The organism is Sinorhizobium kostiense (genome assembly GCF_017874595.1).
GTDB lineage: Bacteria > Pseudomonadota > Alphaproteobacteria > Rhizobiales > Rhizobiaceae > Sinorhizobium > Sinorhizobium kostiense.
In genome coordinates this window covers 164,088-187,477 of the sequence record NZ_JAGILA010000002.1, presented here as the reverse complement: position 1 = coordinate 187,477, position 23,390 = coordinate 164,088, and the positions used below count along the sequence as shown (strand labels likewise).

Here is a 23,390-nt window from a genome sequence, read left to right as displayed (position 1 = left end):
AAATCCATGCCAAGAAGTCCGTACGAACAACTGCCGCTCGTCTTCGGCCATGATCCGGCAAGGGGTCGCGAGGACCTCCTCGTATCCGACCGGTTGAGCGCGGCCATTGCCATCGTCGACAATTGGCCCGACTGGCCGTCTCCCGTCGCGATCATCGCCGGGCCGGTCGGATCGGGGAAATCGCACCTCGCGAATATCTGGCGGGACAGAGCGGGTGCCGAGGCGATCCACCCGATCGCGGGCTCGAATGCCGCCGAGATCGCCGCCTTAAAGCCGGTTCTCTTCGAGGATGCTGACCGGCAGGGTTTCGACGACGCGGCGCTTTTCCATGTGATCAACAGTGTACGCGAGAATGGCACGGCCTTGCTGATGACCTCGCGGCTGTGGCCGATGTCGTGGCCGACAACGCTTCCCGATTTGCGGTCGCGCCTGAAGGCGGCGACGGTCATCGAGATCGGCGAGCCGGATGACGAATTGCTGACGCAGGTGCTCTTCAAGCTCTTCGCCGATCGCCAGCTCCTCGTCGACGAGCGTCTCGTCGCCTATATAGTCAATCGGATGGAACGATCTCTGGAAGCCGCCCAGGCCATAGTCGAGCGGCTGGACCACCTGGCGCTCGCGCGTGGCACGCGGCTCACGCGTGCGCTCGCGGCGGAAGTCCTGGATGGACTGGCGAATACCGGCCCCGCCGATTGACTGTCACAGTTCCGTCGTCAAACTGGGATAGCTCGTTCATCCGGAGTAGTGGGGTCTGGTGGCATGGATAGTGCGATGTCTGCAACAACCGAACAGAGGGCGGCGGTGGAGCAAAGGGCGCCGGCGCCGGCGGAGCAAATCGATCTCCTCACAAGCCCCGAACGCTTCGTCAACCGTGAGTTCTCCTGGCTGCAGTTCAACCGCCGCGTTCTCGAGGAAACCCTGAATACGGCACATCCGCTCCTGGAGCGCGTGCGCTTTCTTTCCATCTCGGCTGCCAACCTCGACGAATTCTTCATGGTGCGAGTCGCCGGCCTCGAGGGTCAGGTGCGCTCGGGCGTTTCGCTGCGCAGCCCGGACGGCAAGACGCCGGCCGAGCAACTCGAGGACATCTTGAAGGAGATCGACAATCTGCAGATGGAGCAGCAGGCCTCGCTCGCGGTCTTGCAGCAATATCTCGCCAAGGAAGATATCCTCATCGTCCGCCCGGCTTCTCTCTCGGCGCAGGACAGGAGCTGGCTTGCCAACGAATTCGACCAATCGATCTTCCCGGTCTTGACGCCGCTCTCCATCGATCCGGCGCATCCGTTCCCGTTCATACCGAATCTCGGCTTCTCGATCGGTCTCCAGCTCGTCAGCAAAACCGGCCGCGAGCCGATGACGGCGCTTCTGCGCCTGCCAGTGGCGCTCGACCGCTTCATCCGCCTGCCAGACGTCAAGAACGTCATCCGCTACATCACGCTCGAGGACGTCGTCAGCCAATTCATCGATCGCCTGTTCCCGGGCTATGAAGTGCAGGGCTCGGGCACGTTCCGAATCATCCGCGACAGCGATATCGAAGTCGAGGAAGAGGCCGAGGATCTGGTGCGTCTGTTCGAGACGGCGCTGAAACGCCGCCGCCGCGGATCGGTGATCCGCATCGAAACCGATTCCGAAATGCCGGCTTCGCTGCGCCAGTTCGTTGTGCATGAGCTCGGGGTGCCAGACAATCGCGTCGCGGTTCTGCCAGGCCTTCTGGCACTCAATACGGTCTCCGAAATCACCAAGGCGCCGCGTGAGGATCTGCGTTTCGAACCCTATAACCCGCGCTTCCCCGAGCGCGTGCGCGAACATGGCGGCGACTGCTTTGCCGCGATCCGCGAAAAAGATATGGTCGTGCACCATCCTTACGAGTCCTTCGACGTGGTCGTGCAGTTCCTGCTGCAGGCGGCACGAGATCCGGACGTGCTTGCAATCAAGCAGACCCTCTACCGCACCTCGAACGACAGCCCGATCGTGCGCGCGCTGATCGACGCGGCGGATGCCGGCAAGTCCGTGACCGCTCTGGTCGAGCTCAAGGCTCGCTTCGACGAGGAGGCGAATATCCGTTGGGCGCGCGACCTCGAGCGTGCCGGCGTCCAGGTCGTCTTCGGTTTCATCGAGCTCAAGACGCATGCGAAAATGTCGATGGTCGTGCGCCGGGAGGAGGGAAAGCTCCGCACCTATTGCCACCTCGGCACCGGCAACTACCATCCGGTGACGGCGAAGATATACACTGACCTCTCGTTCTTCACCTGCAACGCTGTCATCGCCCACGATATGGCGAACATCTTCAACTTCATCACCGGCTATGGCGAACCTGAGGCCGGCATGAAACTCGCCGTCTCTCCGCACACGCTGCGACCGCGCATTCTCAAGCACATCGACGAAGAGATCGCGCATGCGGAAGCGGGACGTCCGGCGGCGATCTGGATGAAGATGAACTCGCTCGTCGATCCGGAAATCATCGACGCGCTCTACAAGGCAAGCCGCGCTGGCGTCGAAATCGACCTCGTCGTGCGCGGCATTTGCTGCCTGCGGCCGCAGGTGCCGGGCCTTTCCGACAATATCCGCGTCAAGTCCATTGTCGGTCGTTTCCTCGAGCATTCCCGCATATTCTGCTTCGGAAACGGTCATGGTCTGCCTTCGGAAAATGCGCTTGTCTATATCGGCTCGGCGGATATGATGCCGCGCAATCTGGACCGGCGGGTCGAGACGCTCGTGCCTCTCATCAACCGGACTGTGCACGAACAGGTTCTGTCGCAGATCATGCTGGGCAATCTCATCGATAACCAGCAGAGCTACGAGATTCTTGCCGACGGCACGTCGCGCCGCATGCAAGTCGGCAAGGATGCCGAGCCGTTCAACGCGCAGCACTATTTCATGACCAATCCCAGCCTCTCAGGCAGGGGTGAGGCTCTGAAGTCCAGTGCACCGAAGCTGATTGCCGGCTGGAAAAGCGGTTGGCGCAAGTAAACTGGAATTGCATGGTCGAATCTGAAGCGCAGGGGCGTTTGCCCGGCATACGCCCGGTTTCCGTTGTGGACATCGGTTCAAACTCCATTCGCCTTGTCGTCTATGAGGGGCTGAGCCGCGCGCCGGCGATGCTGTTCAATGAAAAGGTGATGTGCGGTCTGGGCAAGGGCATCGATGCGACCGGCCGCATGGAGGAGGAGAGTGTTCAGCGTGCGCTGAAGGCTCTCAAGCGCTTTCGTGCGCTCTCGGACCAGGCGCGCGCTACCCAGATGTTCGTGCTGGCCACCGCCGCGGCGCGCGAAGCGTCGAACGGCCCGTCCTTCATCGAGAAGGCCGAAGCCATTCTCGGGCGCAAGGTGCAGATGCTGTCCGGGGAGGAGGAAGCCTATTTCTCCGCCATGGGGGTCGTCAGCAGCTATTATGATGCCGACGGCGTCGTTGGCGACCTCGGCGGCGGCTCGCTTGAACTCGTCGACGTGAATGGGAAGGAGATCGGTCAGGGGATAACGCTGCCCCTCGGCGGTATCCGCCTCTTTGAACATAGCAACGGCTCGCTGACGAAGGCCAGGGCATGGGTTCGCAGGTTCATGAAGGAAGTCGACGTCCTGAAAAAAGGGGCAGGGCGGACGTTCTACGCTGTCGGCGGTACCTGGCGAGCGATCGCCAAGCTGCACATGGAGATGCGCAACTATCCGCTGCACATGATGCAGGGCTACGAGATTTCCTATGATGAGGCGATGGCCATTCTGGCGGAGGTAATCGAGCCTAAGACCATCAAACCGTCCGCCTACGCGACGATCTCCAAGAGCCGCCGCAGCCTCTTGCCCTTCGGGGCGGTGACGATGCAGGAGGCAATCTCGATCATGAAGCCGGCGCGCATCTCGTTTTCCGCGCTGGGGGTGCGCGAGGGCTATCTCTTCTCGCTGCTTTCCGAAGCGGAACGTTCGCAGGATCCTCTGCTAACGGCCGCCGACGAGATCGCGATATTGCGCGCCCGGTCTCCGGAACATGCGCGCGAGCTGGCCGACTGGACGGGACGGATGGTGCCGTTCTTCGGCGTCGAGGAAACGGAGGAGGAGAGCCGCTATCGCCAAGCGGCCTGCCTGCTTGCTGACATCAGCTGGCGCGCGCATCCGGACTATCGCGGTCTGCAGGCGCTCAATGTCATCGCCCATTCGGCCTTTTCCGGCATTACCCATCCGGGCCGCGCCTATATTGCGCTCGCGAACTATTATCGCCTTGAAGGGCTGAGCGATGACGGCGCGACTGAGCCGCTCGCCGGGATTACGACGCCGCGCCTTCTTGAACTGGCAAAGCTGCTCGGCGGCTTGCTGCGGGTCGCCTATCTCTTTTCCGCATCCATGCCGGGGGTCGCGCGCCACCTGACATTGCACCAGTCGTCCGAGCCCGAGATCGATCTGGAATTCGTGGTGCCCGCCGCCTATGAAGATTTCGGGGGTGAGCGGCTGGACGGTCGCCTCCAGCAACTGGCCAAGCTGACGGGTAAGAAACTCGCCTTCCGTTTCGAGAGCTGATGCAATCGCCGTGATCGCCTGAAACGGGAAAGCGGCCGCGCCATGTCCGCGCGGCCGCCCGCGGTCATTCCGCCTTCAGGAATTCGCCGACCTCAAGCAGCACGAACTCGCTGTCGTCCGCCTTGTCGAGGGCCCGTCCGGCCGAGAAGGGCAGATTGTTGTCGTTGCCGACGATGATGTGCGTGTCGTCGACGCGATCGACGTTTTCGATGGTGACGAAAGGCATGTCGTAATAGCCCTTGCCGCCGCCCTGGCGCTTGCGGTTGTCTGGGTCGGAGATCTGCAGAAGGTCGATATAGCCGATCTTGCGTACCGCCTTGCCGGCGTTTTCCTCGCTCATCTCGATCTTGTAGATTCGCTTCAGTTTCGATCCGACCGCAAAGCAATCCGGCTTCGGATCCTTTGGATCGGCGCAGGCCTTGTCGAGCGTGCCGGCACCGTTGTCGCGTTCGATCACCAGCGCCGTCGTCTCGTCAAGCATGTTGAAGTCGCCGATCGCCTCGCCGCCCTCGGCTAACGGATAGAGCCAGCTGCGTCCGGTCCAGCTTTTGCTCGCAACGTCGAGTTCAATGATCCTCAGCGCCGGTCGGCCGTCCGCCTGCTCGACCGTTTTACTGTCCGTCCAGAGCGGACCTTCGAGCAGACCGTAAAGCTTGGTGCCGTCCTTCGACAGTGCCAGCCCCTCGTAACCGCCCGACCGTTTCAGGTTGAATGTGGGAGATTCCTTCGACGGGTCGGCCTGCAGGGTCAGAGTCGGATTATCCGGCGAAAGGACCGGCTTGCCGTCAACCGCGGTCGGGACGACATCGGTCAGTTTGCCGGCGGTGTCGAACTTCAGGAGATAGGGGCCGAATTCCTCGCCCACCCAGAAGCCATCAGCGACGGGCTGGATCGACTCGATGTCGAAGTCGCCGCCGGTGAGATAACGCCTGTCGGAGCCTTCCATCACGATCGGGAACGGAGCCTTGCGGTCCGGGTCGGACAGGAAGACGGTCTTGAGTGCCTCGACCTTGCCGGCGTCCCAGTCGATCGCGAGATGGTGGAGCATCAGCATGGCGTCGGTCGAGTTGAGCTTGTTGCCGAAGCCATTGTCAGAGAGGCTCCAGAAGGTGCCGTCCTTTTTCGCCCTGATGCCGGAAAAGCCCTGCATAGGCTGGCCGTTGAAGGGAAGCGCGAGGCCCGTTGGGCGAACGCCGTCCTTGCTCGGCACACTGCCCAGCTCCTCAGCGCGCTTGCGGTCCGAGGTCGTGAATTTGCCGGAGGTCTTGAGATACACGGCCGCATCAGCGGGCGCGGCGATGATCGTATTGGCAGGAAGGATCGCGTGCGCCTTCAGCGTCGCCTGAAAGGCCTTCTCTTCGGCGAGCGCCGGAGTTGACATAAGGAGGGTCATGGCGACGGTGGTGAAAAGGAATTTCGTCATCAGGTTCACCTGGGTTGGAGGTCGAAACCGATCCCCGATAGGAGGCTTTGATGACGGTTGCTTGATAGTTGCTTTACAGCCCGGTGAAGCTTTGATGACGCCGACCTCAGGGACCGGCAAGTTTAGCCGAGTTTGGCTCTCACATAGGACAGCATCCGCCGCTGCCGCCTTTCACGCTGCAGCGGAAGCCCGGTGACATGAAGCGCGAGCACGCCGAGCTTTTGGCCGCGGCCCTTGACCTCGTGCTCGCCGAGATCCTCCTGACGGATGAAGTCCGGCAGTGGAATCTGCCGCAGCAGGTCTGCAGAAATCAGCACCTGCTGGTCGAGCGTCCGGCAGAGGCCCTCGAGGCGCGCGGTCGTATTCACCGTGTCGCCGAAATAGGTGATCTTGTGCTTGTCGAGGCCGATCTCGGCGGCGACGATCGTTCCGCCGTGCAGCGCCGCCCGCAGGCGCGGCACCTCTCCATAGTCTTTTTTCCAAAGATGGGCTTCCGCTTCGATCTGTTCGAGAATGTCGAAAACGCAACGGATGCAGGCGGCGTCGGCGGTGGCGCTGTCAAGGGGCCAACTGATGATCGCGGAGTCGCCGACATAATCGTCGATTGAGCCTCGGTAGCGCAGCACCGGATCCGCCATGGTTGCAAACAGTCTCCCCAGGAATTCCTGCGCCTTCAGATCGCCGAAGCGTTCGGCAAAAGAGGTCGAGCCGACGAGATCGACGAACAGGAAGACGCGCTCTTCCTGGATTGGCCTGCGGTAGCGGCCGGTCAGCAGGCTCAGGAAAACGTCGCGGCCGAGCAGCTCGCGCACCCGCAGGACGAAGATGATCAAGCCCGACACCATCAGCGCATAGATGAGCGTGTGGAATGACGGAGCCATGGCCTCGCTCCAGGCCTGCTTGATGACTCCGAGTAGCTTCAGCACGACGCCCGCAGCAATGAAACCTAAGGTTTCCACGGTGAGGTATACGGCGGCGGATGACACTAGGAATCCCGGTGTCGGCAGTCTGTGTATCTTTTTATAGAGACGCCGCAGGATGACGCCGCGTTCGAAGGCAAGGACCGGCATGCAGATGAAAACTGCATAGGTCGCGCCGATCAGCGCGCCATCGCCGTAGACGACCCACGCATAAGCCACGCCGCTGCCAACGACTGCCAGCAGCGAGAGCATGAATTCGAGCCGGGAGAAGCGCCAGCGCATGGGTAAGGAACACCGGAATCGGAGAAGACGGGAAAACCGCGGCTCGCCCGAACCAAGCTGCGACGTAGAAGGGATGCCAACGAGTACGTGCTAAAGCCGGATTCGGGCGGAAAGTTGTTGGCCGCGTGCGATCGTCAACCGGTGATTTGCATCGCCTCGATCTTCTTGTCGACGAAACGCAAGGCGACCTCGCCATTGATGAGCTTGAGCGCCATGTCGCCGAAAAGCTCGCGCCGCCAGCCCTTGAGCGCGGCGACGTCGGCCTTGTCCCCTTCCGCCGCGATCCGGTCGAGGTCTTCGCTGTTGGCGATGATCTTGGCCGCAACCCCTTCCTTTTCGGAGATGAGCTTCAGAAGCACCTTGAGCATCTCGCCCGCCGCACCCGCGCCCTCGGGAGCATGATTCTGCCGCGGCAGGCGCGGCAGTTCGGCCCTCGGGATGGCGAGCGCCTCCGCAACCGCCTCGATGATCGCCGCACCGGCGCTGGAGCGCTCCCAGCCCTTCGGAATGGTCCTGAGCCGGCCCAGCGCTTCCGCGTCTTTCGGCTGCTGCTGGGCGATCTCGTAAATCGCGTCATCCTTCAAGATGCGGCCGCGTGGCACGTTGCGCGTGCGTGCCTCGCGCTCGCGCCACGCCGCAATCCTCTGCAGCACCGCGAGCTCGATCGGCTTTCTGACGCGCATCTTCAGGCGCTGCCAGGCATTGTCCGGATGGAGGTCGTAGGTCTCGCGGCTTTCGAGGATGGCCATTTCCTCGGCGAGCCAGGAGGAGCGCCCTTCGCGTTCGAGCTCCTTCCGGAGATACTGGTAGATATCTCTGAGATGCGTGACGTCCGCCAGCGCATATTCGAGCTGCTTGTCCGTCAGCGGCCGCCTGCTCCAGTCGGTAAAGCGCGAGGACTTGTCGATCTGCTCGTTCTTGATGCGGTTGACGAGCTGGTCATAGGAGACGCTGTCGCCGAAACCGCAGACCATGGCGGCCACCTGCGTATCGAACAGGGGATGCGGGATGAGGTCGCCGAGATGATGGATGATCTCGATGTCCTGGCGCGCGGCGTGAAAGACCTTGACGACTTCCGGATTGGCCATAAGCGCGAAGAAGGGGGCGAGGTCGATCCCGGGCGCCATCGGATCCACGATGACCGCCATGTCGTCGTTCGCCATCTGGACCAGACAGAGTTCCGGCCAGAACGTCGTCTCGCGCAGGAATTCGGTATCGATGGTAATATAGCTTGAACGGGCCAGCTGTTGGCAGGCGGCCTCCAAATCTGCTGTTGTTTGTATCATGCGATTTTTAGTCACTGTGGCGAAAATGAGGCTTGTGCCTCCCCCTGTACCGCTTCGTATCACCCGTCACAATCGAAAATGTCATACGATCTTGAAATAACCCGTCATGCCAGTCTTTTGATGTTCGATGATGTGGCAATGGATGACCCAGTCGCCCAGGTTGTCGGCAATCAGCGCCAATTCCGCCCGTTCGTCCGGCAGGAGGAGGATGGTGTCGGTCGGTGGCGGCAGGAAACTGCGCTTGTTCGAGCTCTGAATCCGGAAGCTCAGACCGTGCAGGTGGATCGGATGTGCGTGCGGCGTACGATTGGCGATCTCGAGCACATAGCTCCGGCCGAATTTCAGTTCCTCGATCGGCCCGACCGGATCGGGCGTATCCCCTGACCATGCTACCTTGTTGAGCGCCCAGAAGGTATAACCGAGCGAACCGCAGATCGAAGATGTTGCCTTGTGCTCGGCCGTTGCCGTGAGCTCGATCGGGATCCGCTTTGCCGTCGAGAGGTCCGCTTCGGCGACCGGATTGGCGGGGAGGGCCACGACGTCGCCTAGATTTCGTTTCAGTGAGGCGCCGATCGAGCGGAAACCTGCGATCGTCCACGGGTGCGACCCGCGGAAATTGCCGAGCGCGACCCGTGCGCCTTCGTTTTCGGGCATGCGCAGGACGAGATCGACACGTTGCCCGGGTCCGAGATCGATGCGATCGAGCAGAAATGGGTGCTCGACGGGATTGCCGTCGAGCGCGATGACCTTCGCGTCGGCTCCAACGAGGCCGATCGTATAGATGCGTGTGACGTCGGTTGCGATGATCCGCACGCGCACGAGCCCGCCCGCAGGCGCATCATAGATGGGCTCCCGTTGCCAATTGGCCGTTCGAAGCGTTCCGTAGGTGCCGCCGCGCGCCGCGTCGCGCGGCTTGAAGGGACTGATGAATTTACCGCCGGCCCCAAACCGCCAATCGCGGAGATTGAGGACGATCTCGGCATCGAAGACGGGGTCTTCCGGATTCTCGACGACGAGCACGCCGGTCAGACCCCGGCCCATTTGCGTCAGCGTATTGCAATGGGGATGATACCAGAACGTGCCCGCGTCCGGCGGCGTGAAGACATAGTCGAACTGGTCGCCCGGATAGACATAGGGCTGCGTCATCTCCGGCACGCCGTCCATCGCATTGGCGATCCTCAGGCCATGCCAGTGGACCGTCGTCGGTTCGTCAAGCCTGTTGACGAGCCTCGCCGCAAAGGTCTCGCCTTTGCGCATTCTCAAGGTCGGCGGCATGCCCGCCGGACCATCTCCAAGCCCATAGGTCATGACGGGGCTTGCGCCGTCGGCCGCAATCCGCGCCTCTGTCGTTTGCGCGGTCAGGATCTGCGGTTCGGGCGTCGCTCGCCCACGTGTCGAGAGGACCGCGCCAAGCGCAAAGGCGCCGCCGAGCGCGGCCGAACCCTTAAGGAAATTGCGACGGTTGAGCGTCACGGAAATGGCTCCTGGGAAGCGTGCGGGCTGGCCTTAGGGCGGGATGAGGAAAGTAGGTGCGGGTTCCCACCCGCAGTTCTCGCTTATGAGCTTGGGCAATGGGCTTCTTCTAAACCTGAATGAAAGGTTCAGCAATTCCTGCAAGCGGCGCATCTTGCCGCAGGCAATCAGTCCCGTCTTTCGGCGTGATTGCCGCCGACGAGCTTGTTGAAGAAGGCGGAGGTGCGCAGCAGGTTCCTGAAGCGCATCGACCGTTCCCCTGCCGGAACGGGACTGCGCGTCGCCATGCGCCGGATCGTATAGAGCATGAAGAGCGCAAGGATGACGGCCGTGTAGATGAAGAGCGCGCGGGGTCCGATGAGCTCGAGCAGGAACGAAGCGAAGAGCGGACCGATGATGGCGCCGAGCGACCAGAAAAACAGCATGCCGGCTGAAACGAGCGCGTGCTGGCCCTCCGCCGCATGATCGTTCGCATGGGCTGAACAGAGGGAATAGAGCGGCATCGCGAAGGCTCCGAAGGCGAAAATGCCGGCGAAGTTCAGCCACTCGTCGCCGCCGGCGCCGAAGGCGAGGAAGAGTCCTGCAAGAAGCGCTCCGAAGGTGGCGACAAGGATGATCAACCTTCGATCCAGCTGGTCCGAGTAATGGCCGAGCGGATATTGCAGCACGACTCCGCCGACGATGCCGGCGCTCATGAAGGTTGCGATGGCCGTGACGGAAAGCCCGATCTCCTGCGCATAGATGGGGCCGAGCGAGCGGAAGGCGGCATTGGTGAGGCCGACGACGATGCAGCCGATCGTAGCGAGCGGCGAAATGCTCCAGAGCGCTTTGACATCGAAGCGGATCGCCTCGGGCGCGACGGGGCTGGAGCGGTCGGCAAAGGAGATCGGCACCAGCGAAAGGGTGAGAGCCATCGAGATGATGGCGAAAAGCTCGAAGCCGCCGATTCCTATGCCCGGGATCAAATATTGAGCGGCGGTGACGGAGCCGAGGTCGACCACGCGATAGATCGACAGCGTGCGCGCCCGGTTGGCATTGGTGACGCTCGCATTGAGCCAGCTTTCGACCGTTGCGAAGAGGCCCGCAAAGCAGATGCCGGCGACGAGCCGCATCATGAACCAGAACCACGGTTCGATGACGAGCACCATGGCGATCGCCGCGGCCGAGGCGATGGCCGCCATCGCCGAAAAGGTGCGGATATGGCCGATTGCGCGCAGGATTCGGGTGACGTAGACGCAGCCGATGGCGAAACCGACATTGTAGCCGGCGCCGATCACGCCGATCAGCGAGGTCGAAAAGCCTTCCTCCAGTGCTCTCAGCGATATGAACGTGCCCTGCAGGCCGTTGCCGCCGATGAGAATGCCGGCGGTCATAAGAAGAGGAATGAGCGGGCGGATCTCGGACATGGCGTGTACGGACTTTCGGCCGCGAGTCGGGCGGGGCTCGCATTATCTAACGGTGTCCGGTGAGCCGGGACAGTAGCGATTTGTGGCCCTTTCCCTTCGTTCGGCCCGCGGCGCCCTGAATGGCCGGAAGACTGGCGCTCCGTCGGCCGATGTCGCGGGGCAAGACGCCCCGGCCTTGACAAAAGCGGCGCATCATGCGCTTTTCCGCCCGACTTTGACCGTGCCGCCGCCCGCCGCCTGGCGGGCCTCGCGCGGCCTTCTGCAATTCCAGGACTAGACGATGCACCGTTACCGCAGCCACACCTGTGCCGCCCTCCGCAAGTCGGATGTCGGCTCCACCGTTCGCCTCTCCGGCTGGGTTCACCGCGTTCGCGACCATGGCGGCGTGCTCTTCATCGACTTGCGCGACCATTACGGCGTGACCCAAGTCGTCGCCGATCCGGATTCGCCGGCCTTCAAGATGGCCGAAACGGTGCGCGGCGAATGGGTGATCCGCGTCGACGGCACGGTCAAGGCCCGCACCGAGGAGACGATCAACAGGAACATGCCGACGGGCGAGATCGAGCTCTATGCCCGCGAGATCGAAGTGCTCTCGGCCGCCAAGGAATTGCCGCTGCCGGTCTTCGGCGAGCCGGAATATCCGGAAGACGTGCGCCTCAAGTACCGCTTCCTCGATCTGCGCCGCGAAACGCTGCACAAGAACATCGTCAAGCGCACCGAGATCATCGCCGCCATGCGCCGGCGAATGAATGAGATCGGCTTCACCGAATATACGACTCCGATCCTGACGGCATCCTCGCCGGAAGGCGCGCGTGACTTCCTGGTGCCGAGCCGCCTTCATCCCGGCAGCTTCTATGCGCTGCCGCAGGCGCCGCAGCAGTATAAACAGCTCCTGATGGTTGCTGGCTTCGATCGCTATTTCCAGATCGCCCCCTGCTTCCGCGATGAGGACCCGCGCGCCGACCGGCTGCCGGGCGAGTTCTACCAGCTCGACCTCGAAATGAGCTTCGTCGAGCAGGAGGACGTCTGGGACGCGATGGAGCCGATGATCCGCTCGATCTTTGCGGATTTTGCCGGCGGCAAGCCGGTTACCGGAAAGTTCCCGCGCATCCCCTACGACACGGCGATCCGCAAATATGGTTCCGACAAGCCGGACCTCAGGAATCCGATCGAGATGCAGGAGGTCACGACGCATTTCGCCGGCTCCGGCTTCAAGGTGTTCGCCAACATGATCGCCTCCAATCCGAAGGTGGAGATATGGGCGATTCCGGCGAAGACCGGCGGCAGCCGCGCCTTCTGCGACCGCATGAACGCCTGGGCCCAGGGCCAGGGCCAGCCCGGCCTCGGATACATCTTCTGGCGCAAGGAAGGCGACAAGCTGGAAGGCGCCGGCCCGCTCGCCAAGAATATCGGTGAGGAGCGCACGGATGCGATCCGCACGCAGCTCGGTCTCGAGGACGGCGACGCCTGCTTCTTCGTCGCCGGCGAGCCGGCCAAGTTTTACAAGTTCGCAGGCGAAGCCCGCACCAAGGCCGGCGAGGAACTGAACCTCGTCGATCGCGACCGCTTCGAGCTGTGCTGGATCGTCGACTTCCCGTTTTACGAATGGAACGAGGACGAGAAGCGCGTCGACTTCGCCCACAATCCGTTCTCGATGCCGCAGGGCGGTCTCGAGGCGCTATCCGGCGACGACCTGCTCTCGATCAAGGCGTTCCAGTACGACATGGTCTGCAACGGCTTCGAGATCGCCTCGGGCTCGATTCGTAACCAGTCACCGGAGCTGATGGTCAAGGCCTTCGAGAATGTCGGACTGAGCCAGGCGGATGTCGAGGGACAGTTCGGCGGACTCCATCGCGCCTTCCAGTACGGCGCCCCGCCGCATGGCGGCATGGCTTTCGGCATCGACCGTATCGTCATGCTGCTGGTCGGCGCCAAGAACCTGCGCGAAATCTCGCTCTTCCCGATGAACCAGCAGGCGGTCGACCTCTTGATGGGTGCGCCGTCGCCGGCGACGCAAGCGCAGCTGCGCGAGCTGGCGATCCGGCCGATCCCGCAGAAGAAGGACTGACTTTCCTCGAGGAACTGAAAAACCCGGCGGTTGCGATCGCCGGGTTTTCTCTGGTCCGGGCATTGGCAACGCACGCCGGGCGAGAGGCAGCCATCGCGACTCGCCTTGACGGACGTTCCTTAAAGGCGTTTCCTTTCTCCGCTGCTGCGTGGCAGCGTGTTGGAGGAGGGAATGATGGCGAAGAACGTCAAGGACCTGCTGGCTGAAGCTAACGGTGCCGTCCCGAAATTGTCTCCCGCCGAAGCCGTTGAGAAGATCCGGTCCGGCGACGTGCTCGTCGTGGATGTACGCGACCCGACAGAGGTTCAGCAAACCGGCAGGATCAAGGGCGCGGTGAACGTCTCGCGCGGGATGCTGGAGTTTCGAGCGGATCCGGAGAGCCAGTACCACAATCCAGTCTTCCAGAAGGACAAGACCATCCTTCTGCACTGTGCCTCTGGCGGCCGTTCCGCTCTTGCGGGCAAGACCCTCCAGGAGATGGGCTATACCACGGTCTTCAACATCGGCGGCTTCAAGGATCTGGCCGAGGCGGGTATCGATACGGAACCCGTGTGAAGCAGGCCGTGCCTCGCGGCATATCAGAGTATCAAATTCCAATGAATTAGAGCGGGATGAGGCGGAAGAGCTCCTCATCCCGCTCCTGCTGCACGCGTCCACGCGCGCGTAAGAGAGGACGCGGAATGTGAGGGATAGAGCGGAATGCGCTCACCGCGCCGCGCTCTATCCCTTCGACGGCAGAATGTCCTAGATATTCGCAAGCAACTCGTTGATGCGCGCCTCCATGTCGGTGAGCGCCGCGTCGATCTCCTTTTGACCGGTGATCGCCGCATTCATTTCCTGACCGATGATGTCCTGAATGGCGAACTGGCGCTGGACGGCCGAGGGCAGGGGCGTGCCGAGTGTGGCGACCGCTGCGATCGTGTCGCGATGCGGCAGCGCTTTGAATTTCTCCGAGTCCAGAACTGCCTTCACCGCCGGAAGATGTCCGGTGCGTGACCATTCGAAATCATTGTCGTTGAAGAATTTCAGGAACTTGCCGATCGCCGCCTGCTCTTCCGGCGTCCGGTCCTTCTGCGAGACCGCCCAGCTGTGGCCGTCGGCATATTGCGCCTTTTTGCCGGGGAAGAGCTGCGGATAGGGATAGACGGCGTAGCCGCCGGCATTGAGCGCAGTTCCGGCCGTTTCCGAGGAAGCGTTATAATCGCCGATCACCCAGGTCCCGTTGAGGTGCACGCCGCCTTCGCCCGCGAGAAAGGCATTGATGCCGGCGGCATAGTCCATGTCCTTGGTCGTGTAGTCGTTGTCGTAGATGGCCTTGTACATTTCGAGGACCTTTTTGGCCTCGGGCGTATTGAGCTTCACCTGTTTCGGATCGGCGAAGAAATCGGAATCCTGCTGGAAGAGATAGGTGTAGAGGTTGCGCGTATAGAGCGCGACTTCGTTCGCGAGGTTCTGCACGAAATAGGGCTTGCCGGTCTTTTCCTTGAACTCTTTCGCCTGCGCCATCAGTTCATCGACGCTGGTCGGCAGCTTCGGGGTGCCATCGGCGTTGACGAGCCCGGCCTTCTTGAACAGGTCCATGTTGATGTGAAACAGCATGGTCCAGTTGTCGATCGGCAAACCATAGATCTGGCCGTCCTTGGTGACGCCGCTGAGGCTCGCATCGGTGAAGTCGGAAGGTGATATGCCGACCGATTTCAGGAGATCGTCGAGCGGCATCAACAGACCCCTCGACTGGTAGTCGCCGAGCACGGAGTGGTGAATGGTGACGATGTCCGGCGGGTCGCCGGCCGCAAATTGCGCCGTCAACTGATCGTAGCCCGGCCACTCGACCGTGGTGACGCTCACTTGCACATCCGGGTTGTCGGCATTGAACTTGTTGATCAGAGAGGTGATGATGCCGCATTCCCCGACGGCCTTGCTGGCATCGGTATTGGTTCCGAACTCCGCATCGCAGGCGCCGAAGAAACGCTGCACCGTCAGCTCGGTTGCCGCCATGGCGGGCGTGCTTGCGGCAAGCGCGAGCACCGAAGCTGCTGCCAGCATGTATTTGCGCAGGGTAAGGGTCATTTCCATTTCCTCCTCGTCGGGTCGTCGACCCTTGATGGCTCTCCTCCCGAGAGCCGGTTGCCGATGTTCATCGCTGGGCTGCTTCAGCGCACGGCGGCGCCGGAGACGGCCGTCACGATGTATTTCTGGAAGAACAGGTAGAGAATGAGGATCGGCGCGCCTGCGAAGACGGCTTGCGACATCAGGAAACCAAGCCCCTCCGATTGCGCGAAGTTTGTCTGAGTCGAGGCGATGCCGATGGTCAGTGTGTACATTTCCTTCTTGGTGCCGGAGATCAGCGGCCAGAAGTAATCGTTCCAGGAAGACAGGAAGGTGAAGATGCCGAGCGTCGCCTGGGCGGGCAGCGTCAGAGGCAGGAGCACCTTCCAGAAGATCTTGAAGCGGCTGGCATTGTCGAGCAGTGCCGCCTCGTCGAGCTCCCTGGGAATGGCGCGGAAATATTGCGTCATAAGGAACACCCCGAAGGGTGCTGCGAGACCAGGCAGGATCAGCCCATGATAGGTGTTGTGGAACTTCAACCAGCTGAAAAGCTGGTGGCGGGCGATCAGCACGGCCTGTTCCGGGACCGCAAGGCCGAGCAGCACGAGCACGAACAGCGCATTGCGGAAGGGGAAGTTCAGCCGCGCAAAGCCATAGCCTGCGAGCGATGACAGAACCAGCGTCAGGATGGTCAGGACGCCGGAAACGATCACGCTGTTCAGGATCCATCGGAAGACCGAGGACGTTGCCAGGATGTTGATATAGTTCTGGATCGTGTAGGGCGCGTGGAAGACGGAATTCATATCCGTCATCAGTTCCTTGTTGTCCTTGAGCGACAGCGCGACGACCCAGGCAATCGGCGCCATCATCACGATCGCCATTCCGATCGTGAGCGCCAGGACGATGCGATCGCCGGTCGAACGTCCGATCATACCGGAAGAAACGGAGCTCATCCTTCCTCTCCCTTTCGACGCGAGATGAAGTACTGCGCCAGCGCTGCGATCATGATCAGAATGAAGAGGATTTCGGATGCCGCGGCGCCGAGGCCGAGATCCCATTTGATGAAGGTGGCTTCGTAGATGTAGAGCACGATCGGCTTTGAGGCGTTGTTCGGACCGCCTTTCGTCATCAGCCACGCCTGCCCGAAAAGCTGAAACTGCAGCACGATTTCGATGATGATCACCAGAACGAAGGTGCGCCGGATGGACGGCAGGGTGATGTGCCAGAGGGTGCCCCAGCGGCTCGCATTGTCGAGCGAGGCGGCTTCGTAGATCTCCCGAGGCACCTGCTGCAGTGCCGAGAGGAACAGCATCATCGGCAGGCCGATGCACCACCACACGGTCGCGATCGCAATCCCGATCATCGCCAGTTTCGGATCCGAAAGGAAGGCTGGCGCGGTCGCGCCGAACCAGCCATAGACCGTTGCGAGCAGGCCGAAATTGCCGATGAACACGGTGCGCCAAATCAGCGTCACGATCGTGACGGAAAGGACCGATGAAGCGAAATACACCGCGCGAAGCGCCGCCGCCGTTCTGGCGTTGCGGTTGAGCGCCAGCGCCAGCAAGAGGCCGATGACGGCGAGCGCCGGAACGGTCAGCAAGACGAAATAAAAGGTATTGCCAATGACCTGCAGGAAGATCTTGTCCCGGAAGAGCCGGAAGTAATTGTCGAGGCCGACGAACCGCCCGATGCCGAAGGCATCGGCCTTGTGGAGGCTGAGCCACACGCCCCAGAAGAGTGGCACGACGAGCAAGGTCAAGAAGAAGAACAAGTACGGCGCGACGAAAAGCGCATTGCGCCAGATCGGTGCATTGACGTCCGGTACCGCCTGCCGGACGCTCGCCGAGGCGGCCGAGCCGCTTCCGGGGATCGCCGCCTCAGCCATGGCTGGCCTCCTGATTATGCCACGCGCGACCGGAGGAGTCGAAAAGGTGGGCACGCATGCCATCGAGCGAAAGCGCAATCTCGTCGCCGATCGCCACGCGGCTGTTGCCGATGTCCTCGGCGACGATGATGCTTCCCTCCCTGAGGCGGGTATAGAGCAACGTCCGGTCGCCAAGCCGCTCGACCACGTCGACCTTGCCCGTGGTCGTTGCCGCCGCGCCGTTCGCGCGTTTGATCGCTTCGGCGCGGATGCCGATCGAATGCTCGCTGCCGTCGATGCTTTCGAGTGGAATCGAGGTCTGAAGCTCGGTTCCGTCCGGCAGCGTTGCCCTTGCAAAGCCGTTTTGGTTCGACAGGCTGACGCGCAGGAAGTTCATCGTTGGCGAGCCGACGAAGGTTGCGACGAACCGGCTTGCCGGCTGCGAATAGATCTCCATGGGCGTGCCGATCTGCTCGATCTTGCGATTGTTCATGACGACGATGCGGTCGGCGAGCGTCATCGCCTCGATCTGATCGTGGGTGACGAAAACCATCGTCGATCTGACGCGGTTGCGGAGCTGCGCGAGCTCGACGCGGGTGCGCACCCGCAGCGCCGCGTCGAGATTGGAGAGCGGCTCGTCGAAGAGGAACGCCTTCGGCTCCTTGACAATGGCGCGGCCGATCGCCACGCGCTGGCGCTGACCGCCGGACAGCTGGCCGGGCTTGCGTTCAAGCAGATGGGTAATTTCCAGCATGCGCGCGGCTTCCGCGACACGAGCGGAAATGACATCGGCCGGCATGTTGATGTTACGCAATCCGAAGGCCATGTTGTCGGCGACCGTCATGTGCGGATAGAGCGCGTAGCTTTGAAACACCATGGCGATGTCGCGCTTGCCTGGGGGCAGGGTGTCAATGCGCTGGCCATTGATCGAGATCGTACCCTCGTCGACGCTTTCGAGGCCGGCGATCATGCGCAGCAATGTTGACTTGCCGCAGCCCGAAGGTCCCAGGAAGACCATGAACTCATTGGCCTTGATCGACAGCGACAGGCCGTCGAGCACGGTCAGTGCACCGTAACGCTTGCTGACATTCAGGATCTCGATGTGAGCGGTCATCCGGCTGCTCCTCCCAGCGGCACGTCGAACCTGCGCTACGACGTTAAATCATACTTTTTGAATGTCAAGATAATCCGATATATATCTGGTTCGCTGATCCAAAGGCGCTACCCCTGCAGTCGGATCATCCGGTAGGAGAGGGGCTGCATCCCCGCGGCGAGCGTTCCGTCGGAAAGCTCAACGCCTTCTCCCTTTCCGGGAACCACGTTGTTGGGGCTTTCGGCAGTATTCGTGACGTTGATGTCGGAATGGGCGAGTACTTGGTCCTCGGCGAGCGTCAATGCGCCGAACCCCTCAAGGCGGATGTTGAGGTCGAGCGTTTCGGTGCCGTGCCGATTGACGATGAAGAAGGTGACGGTTCTCTTGCCCGCATCGTGGACGGCCGAGATGTCGAGGTAAGAGACCTCGCCGATACCGTCGACCGGGTAGCTCGGGCTTTCGACGTGAAGCTTGAGCGCCGTCCCGCGGCCGTAGACCGAGGCGAAAAAATAGGGGTAGAAGATTGTCTGTCGCCAGGCCTGGCCGCCGGGCACCGTCATGATGGGGGCGATGACGTTCACGAGCTGAGCCAGGCAGGCGATCTTCACCACATCGGCACGGTTGATGAAGGTGTTCAGGATGCAGCCGACCTGAAGCACATCCTCGAAGTTGTAGTCGTCCTCGAGCAGGGCAGGGGCATGAGGCCAGCCATGGGCGCCGGCAAGGGTCGCCTTGTCGCGCTCCTTGGAATGGTACCAGACGTTCCACTCGTCGAAAGAGATAAAGACATCCTTGCTGGAGCGCTTTTTCGCCTTGATATAGGCGATGACGCCGGCGACCGTGCGGATATAGTTATCGAGCTCGATGCTGCGCGCGAGATAATTCGCCGTGTTCTTGGCGCGGTTCTCGAAATACATGTGCAGCGAGATGTAGTCGACCTCATTATAGGTGTGCTCGAGAACGGTCGCCTCCCATTCCGGATAGGTCGGCATATGGGAGTTGGAGGAGCCGCAGACAACGAGCTCGAGCGAATTGTCGAAGGCACGCATGGCTTTGGCGGTCTCATGCGCGAGCCGTCCATACTCGTCGGCGGTCTTGTGGCCGATCTGCCAGGGTCCGTCCATTTCGTTGCCGAGACACCAGACCTTCACGTTCCAGGGTTCGGCACGGCCGTTGGCGCGGCGCTTGTCGCTCCATTCGCTGCCGCCCGGATGGTTGACGTATTCGAGGAAGTTGCGGGCCTCATCGAGTCCGCGCGAGCCGAGATTGACGGCGAGCATCATCTCCGCGTCGACGGCGGCGCACCATTCCGCGAACTCATGAATGCCGACCTGGTTGCTTTCCGAGGTGTGCCAGGCAAGATCGAGGCGCGTCGGCCGGCTCTCCTTCGGGCCGATGCCGTCTTCCCAATTGTAGGCTGACACGAAGTTGCCGCCCGGATAGCGCACGATCGGCACGTTCAGCTCCCTGACGAGTTCGATCACGTCCCGCCGCATGCCATTCTCATCGGCGGTCGCATGCTGCGGCTCGTAAATACCGGTATAGACGGCGCGGCCCAGATGTTCGACGAAGGAGCCGTAGAGGCGGGGATCGATCTCCGAGATCGTGTATTTGCTGTGCGCCGTTACCGTCGCCTTCATCGCTGCCTCCGACTATCCATTTTCATGATTAATATCACGAATTGGGATAAATAAAGCGGAAGCCGGATCGCCGGTCAAGTGGCCAGATTTTGCAAGGGCGGCAACTCAGCGCCTTTTCAGTCGTAGCAGAATGTCCTGGTCGTAGTTGCCGAACCCGCGTCCGAAGATGTTGATCCCTCCCGGATGGCGGGCGTCGTTGCGCACGCTGACGCGAAGTCGGATCGAGTGATGGTCCTCGATCTTCAGGTCTGCGAGTCTCACATTCGAGATGCGCAGGCCGTCGACGAAAGCGCCATCGTCATTGACCCGGAAGCTCTTGAGCTTGCCATATTGCGAGCCCTTGAGTTTCCACCAGTCCGGCGTGTAAACACCGCGTTTGTCACCGAAATCGCCCGGTGAGGTCCAGGTCGCGATATCGACGCCATTCACCGTGACGGTGATGTCGGAGGGCCAGTCAGCACTGGTTCCGGGCACCTCCGAACTCAGTTCCATGACGAATTCGACTTCGCGAACGCTGGTATTCGTCAGCCGGGCATTGTTCGGAAACTGGTATTCGACGTAGCCGCGCGTGAACCAGATAAGCGCCGCCTTCATCCGGTCAGGGTCGAGGAACGTGTCGGGCACGTCGAGCAGGCCGATGATGCCGTCGACCGAGCAAAGTCCGCAAGGGGCGGTTACCTCGAAGCTCGTATAGAGCCCGAGTGGCATCGAGACCTCGATTGCATCCGGTTCGGTTTCCTTGATTTCGTTTTTGAAGACGACGAGAACCTCGTCATAAATGCTGTGGCAAAGCTTCTGGTTTCCCTTGCGCGCCCTCTGCGTCTCCGTACGGATCAGCCCCGCTTCCTCCAGCATCTGGACGTTCGTCGAGACGCTCGACTGCGGCAAATCGAGAATATCGGCGATCTCGTTGACGTTCAGCGGCCCTTTCTCATGCAGGAGCTTCAAAACGGAGACCCTCGCCGGAGAGGCAAGCCCTTTTAGAACGGGCATGCCTGCCTCCGGGTCGACGACAAGAAAATTGCGGCTCATGGGACTCCGGTCGGGTAGATGCGATCGCCCTCTCTATATCAAAGAAGCTGATTTATTCAATTGGGTGCATGGGGGCTCGGGCAGCAAAGGCTTCTGGCGAAGCCCGGCGCCGGATATCGCGGAGGTGCCGACGGGCGGAAACCGCCCGCCCTTAGCTCGAGATGATCTCCGGCCGGATCGATCACCAAATCAAAGCGTCGGCGCTTCTAAGAAGTTTACGCGGAAGTTGGCTTGAAAATCGTGCACCTCTTAGAAGTCCATGCCCGGAGCGGCCGGCATCGGCGGCTGGCTCTCCTTCTTCGGCTTCTCGGCGATCATCGCTTCCGTCGTCACCAGCAGGCCGGCGACGGAGGCGGCGTCCTGCAGGGCGGCGCGCACGACCTTCGCCGGGTCGATCACGCCCATTTGGAAGAGATCGCCGAACTCTCCAGTCTGGGCGTTCCAGCCATAGGCGAAATCCGACTTCTCCCGCAACCGACCGACGATGATCGAGCCCTCGGCGCCTGCATTCTCGGCGATCTGGCGGGCCGGAGCTTCGATGGCGCGGCGAACGATTTCAACACCGACGCGCTGGTCGTCATTGGCCGTGGGCGCGTCGTCCAGCACCTTGACGACACGCAGCAACGCGACTCCGCCGCCCGGCAGAATGCCTTCCTCGACCGCTGCGCGGGTCGCGTGCAAGGCATCGTCGACGCGGTCCTTCTTCTCTTTGACCTCGACCTCGGTCGAGCCGCCGACCCGGATCACCGCCACACCGCCGGCGAGCTTTGCGAGCCGCTCCTGCAGCTTCTCACGGTCGTAGTCGGAGGAGGTGTCTTCGATCTGGGCCTTGATCTGCGCGACGCGCCCCTCGATGTCCTCCTTGGCGCCTGCGCCGCCGACGATGGTGGTTGCGTCCTTTTCGACCATGACCCGCTTGGCGCGTCCGAGCATGTCCGCCGAGACGTTCTCGAGCTTAATGCCGAGATCCTCGGAAACGACGGTGCCGCCGGTCAGGATGGCGATGTCTTCCAGCATCGCCTTGCGGCGGTCGCCGAAGCCGGGCGCCTTGACGGCGGCGATCTTCAGCCCGCCGCGGAGCTTGTTGACGACGAGGGTGGCGAGCGCCTCGCCCTCGACGTCCTCGGCGATGATCAAGAGCGGTTTGCTTGCCTGGATGACCGTTTCCAGCATGGGGATCATCGCCTGCAGGTTGGAGAGCTTCTTCTCATGGATGAGGATATAGCAGTCCTCGAGTTCCGCCCGCATCTTGTCCTGGTTGGTGATGAAATAGGGGGAGAGATAACCGCGGTCGAATTGCATGCCCTCGACCACTTCGAGCTCGATCTCGGCGGTCTTCGCTTCCTCGACAGTGATCACCCCTTCATTGCCGACCTTCTCCATGGCCTCGGCGAGATAGCGGCCGATCTCCGCGTCGCCATTGGCCGAGATGGTGCCGACCTGGGCGATCTCCTCGTTCTTCGAGACCTTGCGGGCATTGGCCTTCAGCTCCTTGACAATCGCGTCGACGGCGAGATCTATGCCGCGCTTGAGGTCCATCGGGTTCATGCCGGCGGCGACGGCCTTAGCGCCCTCGCGGACGATTGCCTGCGCCAGCACCGTTGCGGTCGTCGTTCCGTCACCGGCAACGTCGCTGGTGCGGGAGGCGACCTCGCGCAACATCTGCGCGCCCATGTTCTCGAACTTGTCCTCGAGCTCGATTTCCTTTGCGACGGAAACGCCATCCTTGGTGATACGCGGCGCACCGAAGGACTTTTCGATCACCACGTTGCGTCCCTTGGGCCCGAGCGTCACCCGAACGGCATTGGCCATTATATCCACCCCACGCAGCATACGATCGCGGGCATCGGTATTGAACTTGACGTCCTTGGCAGCCATCTGCGCCTCCTCAACACGGAAACCTTGCCACTCCTCCAAATCCGGCGTCGTTCAGCCGGATATTCCTTGACCTGCGGGCTATCTGCCGCCACCCCGAAAGTGACCATGGCTTGCCGCGGATTGCGCTACCCCAGCTCCTCGTCGTCGTCCGGCGTCAGAATGTCGATCAGGGCCGCGACGCGGCCGGCTGGAAGATGTCGGCCCTCGCCGATCAAAGCCTCGTCATTGTTGACCCAGGCGATTGCTTCGGCAAGCTCGCTTGCGGTCGCGCCGGTTGCAAGAAGTTCGGCCATCAGAGTCTCGTCGACCGGGCCGAGGATCGCGGTGATATCCGACTGCTTCAGTCCCATGGCGTACTCCTTCCGTTTCATCGGTCGGCAATTACGACTGTCGGCAACCCCAGACATACATAGGCGGTCGCCTCCACCGATCAAGCGCAGCATGATAGCATCGAACCACGTGGCCGAAAAA

At 61.6% G+C, this 23,390-nt stretch carries 18 protein-coding genes; 5 read left to right on the top strand and 13 right to left on the bottom strand.

All coding sequences use genetic code 11. The features are described from left to right. The first annotated feature begins 6 nt into the window (after positions 1–6). The 3 genes from hdaA (at position 7) to ppx (ending at position 4,505) form a co-directional block, all read left to right on the top strand. The gene (gene hdaA, locus J2Z31_RS07315; protein ID WP_209601257.1) at positions 7–696 is read left to right on the top strand and encodes a DnaA regulatory inactivator HdaA; all 690 of its coding nucleotides are present in this window, start codon (positions 7–9) and stop codon (positions 694–696) included. A gap of 63 nt (positions 697–759) precedes the next feature. Then, complete coding sequence (locus tag J2Z31_RS07310; protein WP_209601256.1) at positions 760–2,970, top strand: RNA degradosome polyphosphate kinase; 2,211 nt, start codon at positions 760–762, stop codon at positions 2,968–2,970. Between the two features lie 11 nt (positions 2,971–2,981). After that, the gene (gene ppx, locus J2Z31_RS07305; RefSeq protein ID WP_209601255.1) at positions 2,982–4,505 is read left to right on the top strand and encodes an exopolyphosphatase; all 1,524 of its coding nucleotides are present in this window, start codon (positions 2,982–2,984) and stop codon (positions 4,503–4,505) included. A gap of 64 nt (positions 4,506–4,569) precedes the next feature. On the opposite strand, the gene J2Z31_RS07300 is transcribed toward ppx, so the two are convergent. The 5 genes from J2Z31_RS07300 to J2Z31_RS07280 form a co-directional block, all read right to left on the bottom strand. After that, positions 4,570–5,928 carry an esterase-like activity of phytase family protein gene (locus J2Z31_RS07300; RefSeq protein WP_209601254.1) on the bottom strand — a complete coding sequence of 453 codons (1,359 nt, stop codon included), beginning with the start codon at positions 5,926–5,928 and terminating at the stop codon, positions 4,570–4,572. 122 nt (positions 5,929–6,050) lie between these two features. Next, on the bottom strand, positions 6,051–7,130 hold the full coding sequence (locus J2Z31_RS07295) for an adenylate/guanylate cyclase domain-containing protein (protein WP_209601253.1): 1,080 nt from the start codon (positions 7,128–7,130) through the stop codon (positions 6,051–6,053). A 134-nt stretch (positions 7,131–7,264) separates the two neighbouring features. Next, positions 7,265–8,416 (bottom strand): ribonuclease D, encoded by a 1,152-nt coding sequence (gene rnd, locus J2Z31_RS07290; RefSeq protein WP_209601252.1) that lies wholly within the window; start codon positions 8,414–8,416, stop codon positions 7,265–7,267. Between the two features lie 81 nt (positions 8,417–8,497). Beyond that, positions 8,498–9,889, bottom strand: a complete 1,392-nt coding sequence (locus tag J2Z31_RS07285; RefSeq protein WP_408022020.1) for a multicopper oxidase domain-containing protein — start codon at positions 9,887–9,889, stop codon at positions 8,498–8,500. A 167-nt stretch (positions 9,890–10,056) separates the two neighbouring features. Continuing rightward, a complete protein-coding gene (locus tag J2Z31_RS07280) occupies positions 10,057–11,295 on the bottom strand; it encodes an MFS transporter (RefSeq protein ID WP_209601251.1) in 1,239 nt (412 codons plus the stop codon). A gap of 280 nt (positions 11,296–11,575) precedes the next feature. On the opposite strand from J2Z31_RS07280, the gene aspS reads away from it, so the two are divergent. Further along, entirely contained in the window at positions 11,576–13,363 is a 1,788-nt protein-coding gene (gene aspS, locus J2Z31_RS07275; RefSeq protein ID WP_209601250.1) for an aspartate--tRNA ligase, read from the top strand. Between the two features lie 174 nt (positions 13,364–13,537). Beyond that, positions 13,538–13,918 carry a rhodanese-like domain-containing protein gene (locus tag J2Z31_RS07270; protein ID WP_209601249.1) on the top strand — a complete coding sequence of 127 codons (381 nt, stop codon included), beginning with the start codon at positions 13,538–13,540 and terminating at the stop codon, positions 13,916–13,918. Between the two features lie 189 nt (positions 13,919–14,107). Here J2Z31_RS07270 and J2Z31_RS07265 read toward each other — a convergent pair whose 3' ends face one another. The 8 genes from J2Z31_RS07265 to J2Z31_RS07230 form a co-directional block, all read right to left on the bottom strand. After that, a complete protein-coding gene (locus J2Z31_RS07265; RefSeq protein WP_209601248.1) occupies positions 14,108–15,433 on the bottom strand; it encodes an extracellular solute-binding protein in 1,326 nt (441 codons plus the stop codon). 83 nt (positions 15,434–15,516) lie between these two features. Continuing rightward, the gene (locus J2Z31_RS07260; protein ID WP_209601247.1) at positions 15,517–16,365 is read right to left on the bottom strand and encodes a carbohydrate ABC transporter permease; all 849 of its coding nucleotides are present in this window, start codon (positions 16,363–16,365) and stop codon (positions 15,517–15,519) included. After that, complete coding sequence (locus J2Z31_RS07255) at positions 16,362–17,297, bottom strand: carbohydrate ABC transporter permease (RefSeq protein ID WP_209601246.1); 936 nt, start codon at positions 17,295–17,297, stop codon at positions 16,362–16,364. The genes J2Z31_RS07260 and J2Z31_RS07255 overlap by 4 nt, the downstream gene beginning before the upstream one ends. Continuing rightward, the gene (locus tag J2Z31_RS07250; protein ID WP_209601245.1) at positions 17,290–18,390 is read right to left on the bottom strand and encodes an ABC transporter ATP-binding protein; all 1,101 of its coding nucleotides are present in this window, start codon (positions 18,388–18,390) and stop codon (positions 17,290–17,292) included. The genes J2Z31_RS07255 and J2Z31_RS07250 overlap by 8 nt, the downstream gene beginning before the upstream one ends. A gap of 107 nt (positions 18,391–18,497) precedes the next feature. Continuing rightward, positions 18,498–20,009 (bottom strand): arabinosylfuranosidase ArfA, encoded by a 1,512-nt coding sequence (gene arfA / locus J2Z31_RS07245; protein ID WP_209601244.1) that lies wholly within the window; start codon positions 20,007–20,009, stop codon positions 18,498–18,500. Positions 20,010–20,114: 105 nt separating this feature from the next. After that, complete coding sequence (locus J2Z31_RS07240) at positions 20,115–21,041, bottom strand: ArsR/SmtB family transcription factor (RefSeq protein WP_209601243.1); 927 nt, start codon at positions 21,039–21,041, stop codon at positions 20,115–20,117. 249 nt (positions 21,042–21,290) lie between these two features. Continuing rightward, positions 21,291–22,919 (bottom strand): chaperonin GroEL, encoded by a 1,629-nt coding sequence (gene groL, locus J2Z31_RS07235; protein ID WP_209601242.1) that lies wholly within the window; start codon positions 22,917–22,919, stop codon positions 21,291–21,293. Positions 22,920–23,044: 125 nt separating this feature from the next. After that, complete coding sequence (locus tag J2Z31_RS07230) at positions 23,045–23,269, bottom strand: hypothetical protein (protein WP_209601241.1); 225 nt, start codon at positions 23,267–23,269, stop codon at positions 23,045–23,047. Positions 23,270–23,390 lie beyond the last annotated feature (121 nt).

What these genes read in the sequence shown, in the direction of transcription:
- J2Z31_RS07310 (WP_209601256.1), top strand. Translation starts at nt 760, where the DNA reads ATGGATAGTGCGATGTCTGCAACAACCGAACAGAGGGCGGCGGTGGAG.
- J2Z31_RS07280 (WP_209601251.1), bottom strand. Translation starts at nt 11,295, where the DNA reads ATGTCCGAGATCCGCCCGCTCATTCCTCTTCTTATGACCGCCGGCATT.
- J2Z31_RS07295 (WP_209601253.1), bottom strand. Translation starts at nt 7,130, where the DNA reads ATGCGCTGGCGCTTCTCCCGGCTCGAATTCATGCTCTCGCTGCTGGCA.
- J2Z31_RS07265 (WP_209601248.1), bottom strand. Translation starts at nt 15,433, where the DNA reads ATGACCCTTACCCTGCGCAAATACATGCTGGCAGCAGCTTCGGTGCTC.
- J2Z31_RS07260 (WP_209601247.1), bottom strand. Translation starts at nt 16,365, where the DNA reads ATGAGCTCCGTTTCTTCCGGTATGATCGGACGTTCGACCGGCGATCGC.
- J2Z31_RS07250 (WP_209601245.1), bottom strand. Translation starts at nt 18,390, where the DNA reads ATGACCGCTCACATCGAGATCCTGAATGTCAGCAAGCGTTACGGTGCA.
- J2Z31_RS07230 (WP_209601241.1), bottom strand. Translation starts at nt 23,269, where the DNA reads ATGGGACTGAAGCAGTCGGATATCACCGCGATCCTCGGCCCGGTCGAC.
- J2Z31_RS07255 (WP_209601246.1), bottom strand. Translation starts at nt 17,297, where the DNA reads ATGGCTGAGGCGGCGATCCCCGGAAGCGGCTCGGCCGCCTCGGCGAGC.
- groL (WP_209601242.1), bottom strand. Translation starts at nt 22,919, where the DNA reads ATGGCTGCCAAGGACGTCAAGTTCAATACCGATGCCCGCGATCGTATG.
- hdaA (WP_209601257.1), top strand. Translation starts at nt 7, where the DNA reads ATGCCAAGAAGTCCGTACGAACAACTGCCGCTCGTCTTCGGCCATGAT.
- arfA (WP_209601244.1), bottom strand. Translation starts at nt 20,009, where the DNA reads ATGAAGGCGACGGTAACGGCGCACAGCAAATACACGATCTCGGAGATC.
- aspS (WP_209601250.1), top strand. Translation starts at nt 11,576, where the DNA reads ATGCACCGTTACCGCAGCCACACCTGTGCCGCCCTCCGCAAGTCGGAT.
- J2Z31_RS07240 (WP_209601243.1), bottom strand. Translation starts at nt 21,041, where the DNA reads ATGAGCCGCAATTTTCTTGTCGTCGACCCGGAGGCAGGCATGCCCGTT.
- rnd (WP_209601252.1), bottom strand. Translation starts at nt 8,416, where the DNA reads ATGATACAAACAACAGCAGATTTGGAGGCCGCCTGCCAACAGCTGGCC.
- J2Z31_RS07270 (WP_209601249.1), top strand. Translation starts at nt 13,538, where the DNA reads ATGGCGAAGAACGTCAAGGACCTGCTGGCTGAAGCTAACGGTGCCGTC.
- ppx (WP_209601255.1), top strand. Translation starts at nt 2,982, where the DNA reads ATGGTCGAATCTGAAGCGCAGGGGCGTTTGCCCGGCATACGCCCGGTT.
- J2Z31_RS07300 (WP_209601254.1), bottom strand. Translation starts at nt 5,928, where the DNA reads ATGACGAAATTCCTTTTCACCACCGTCGCCATGACCCTCCTTATGTCA.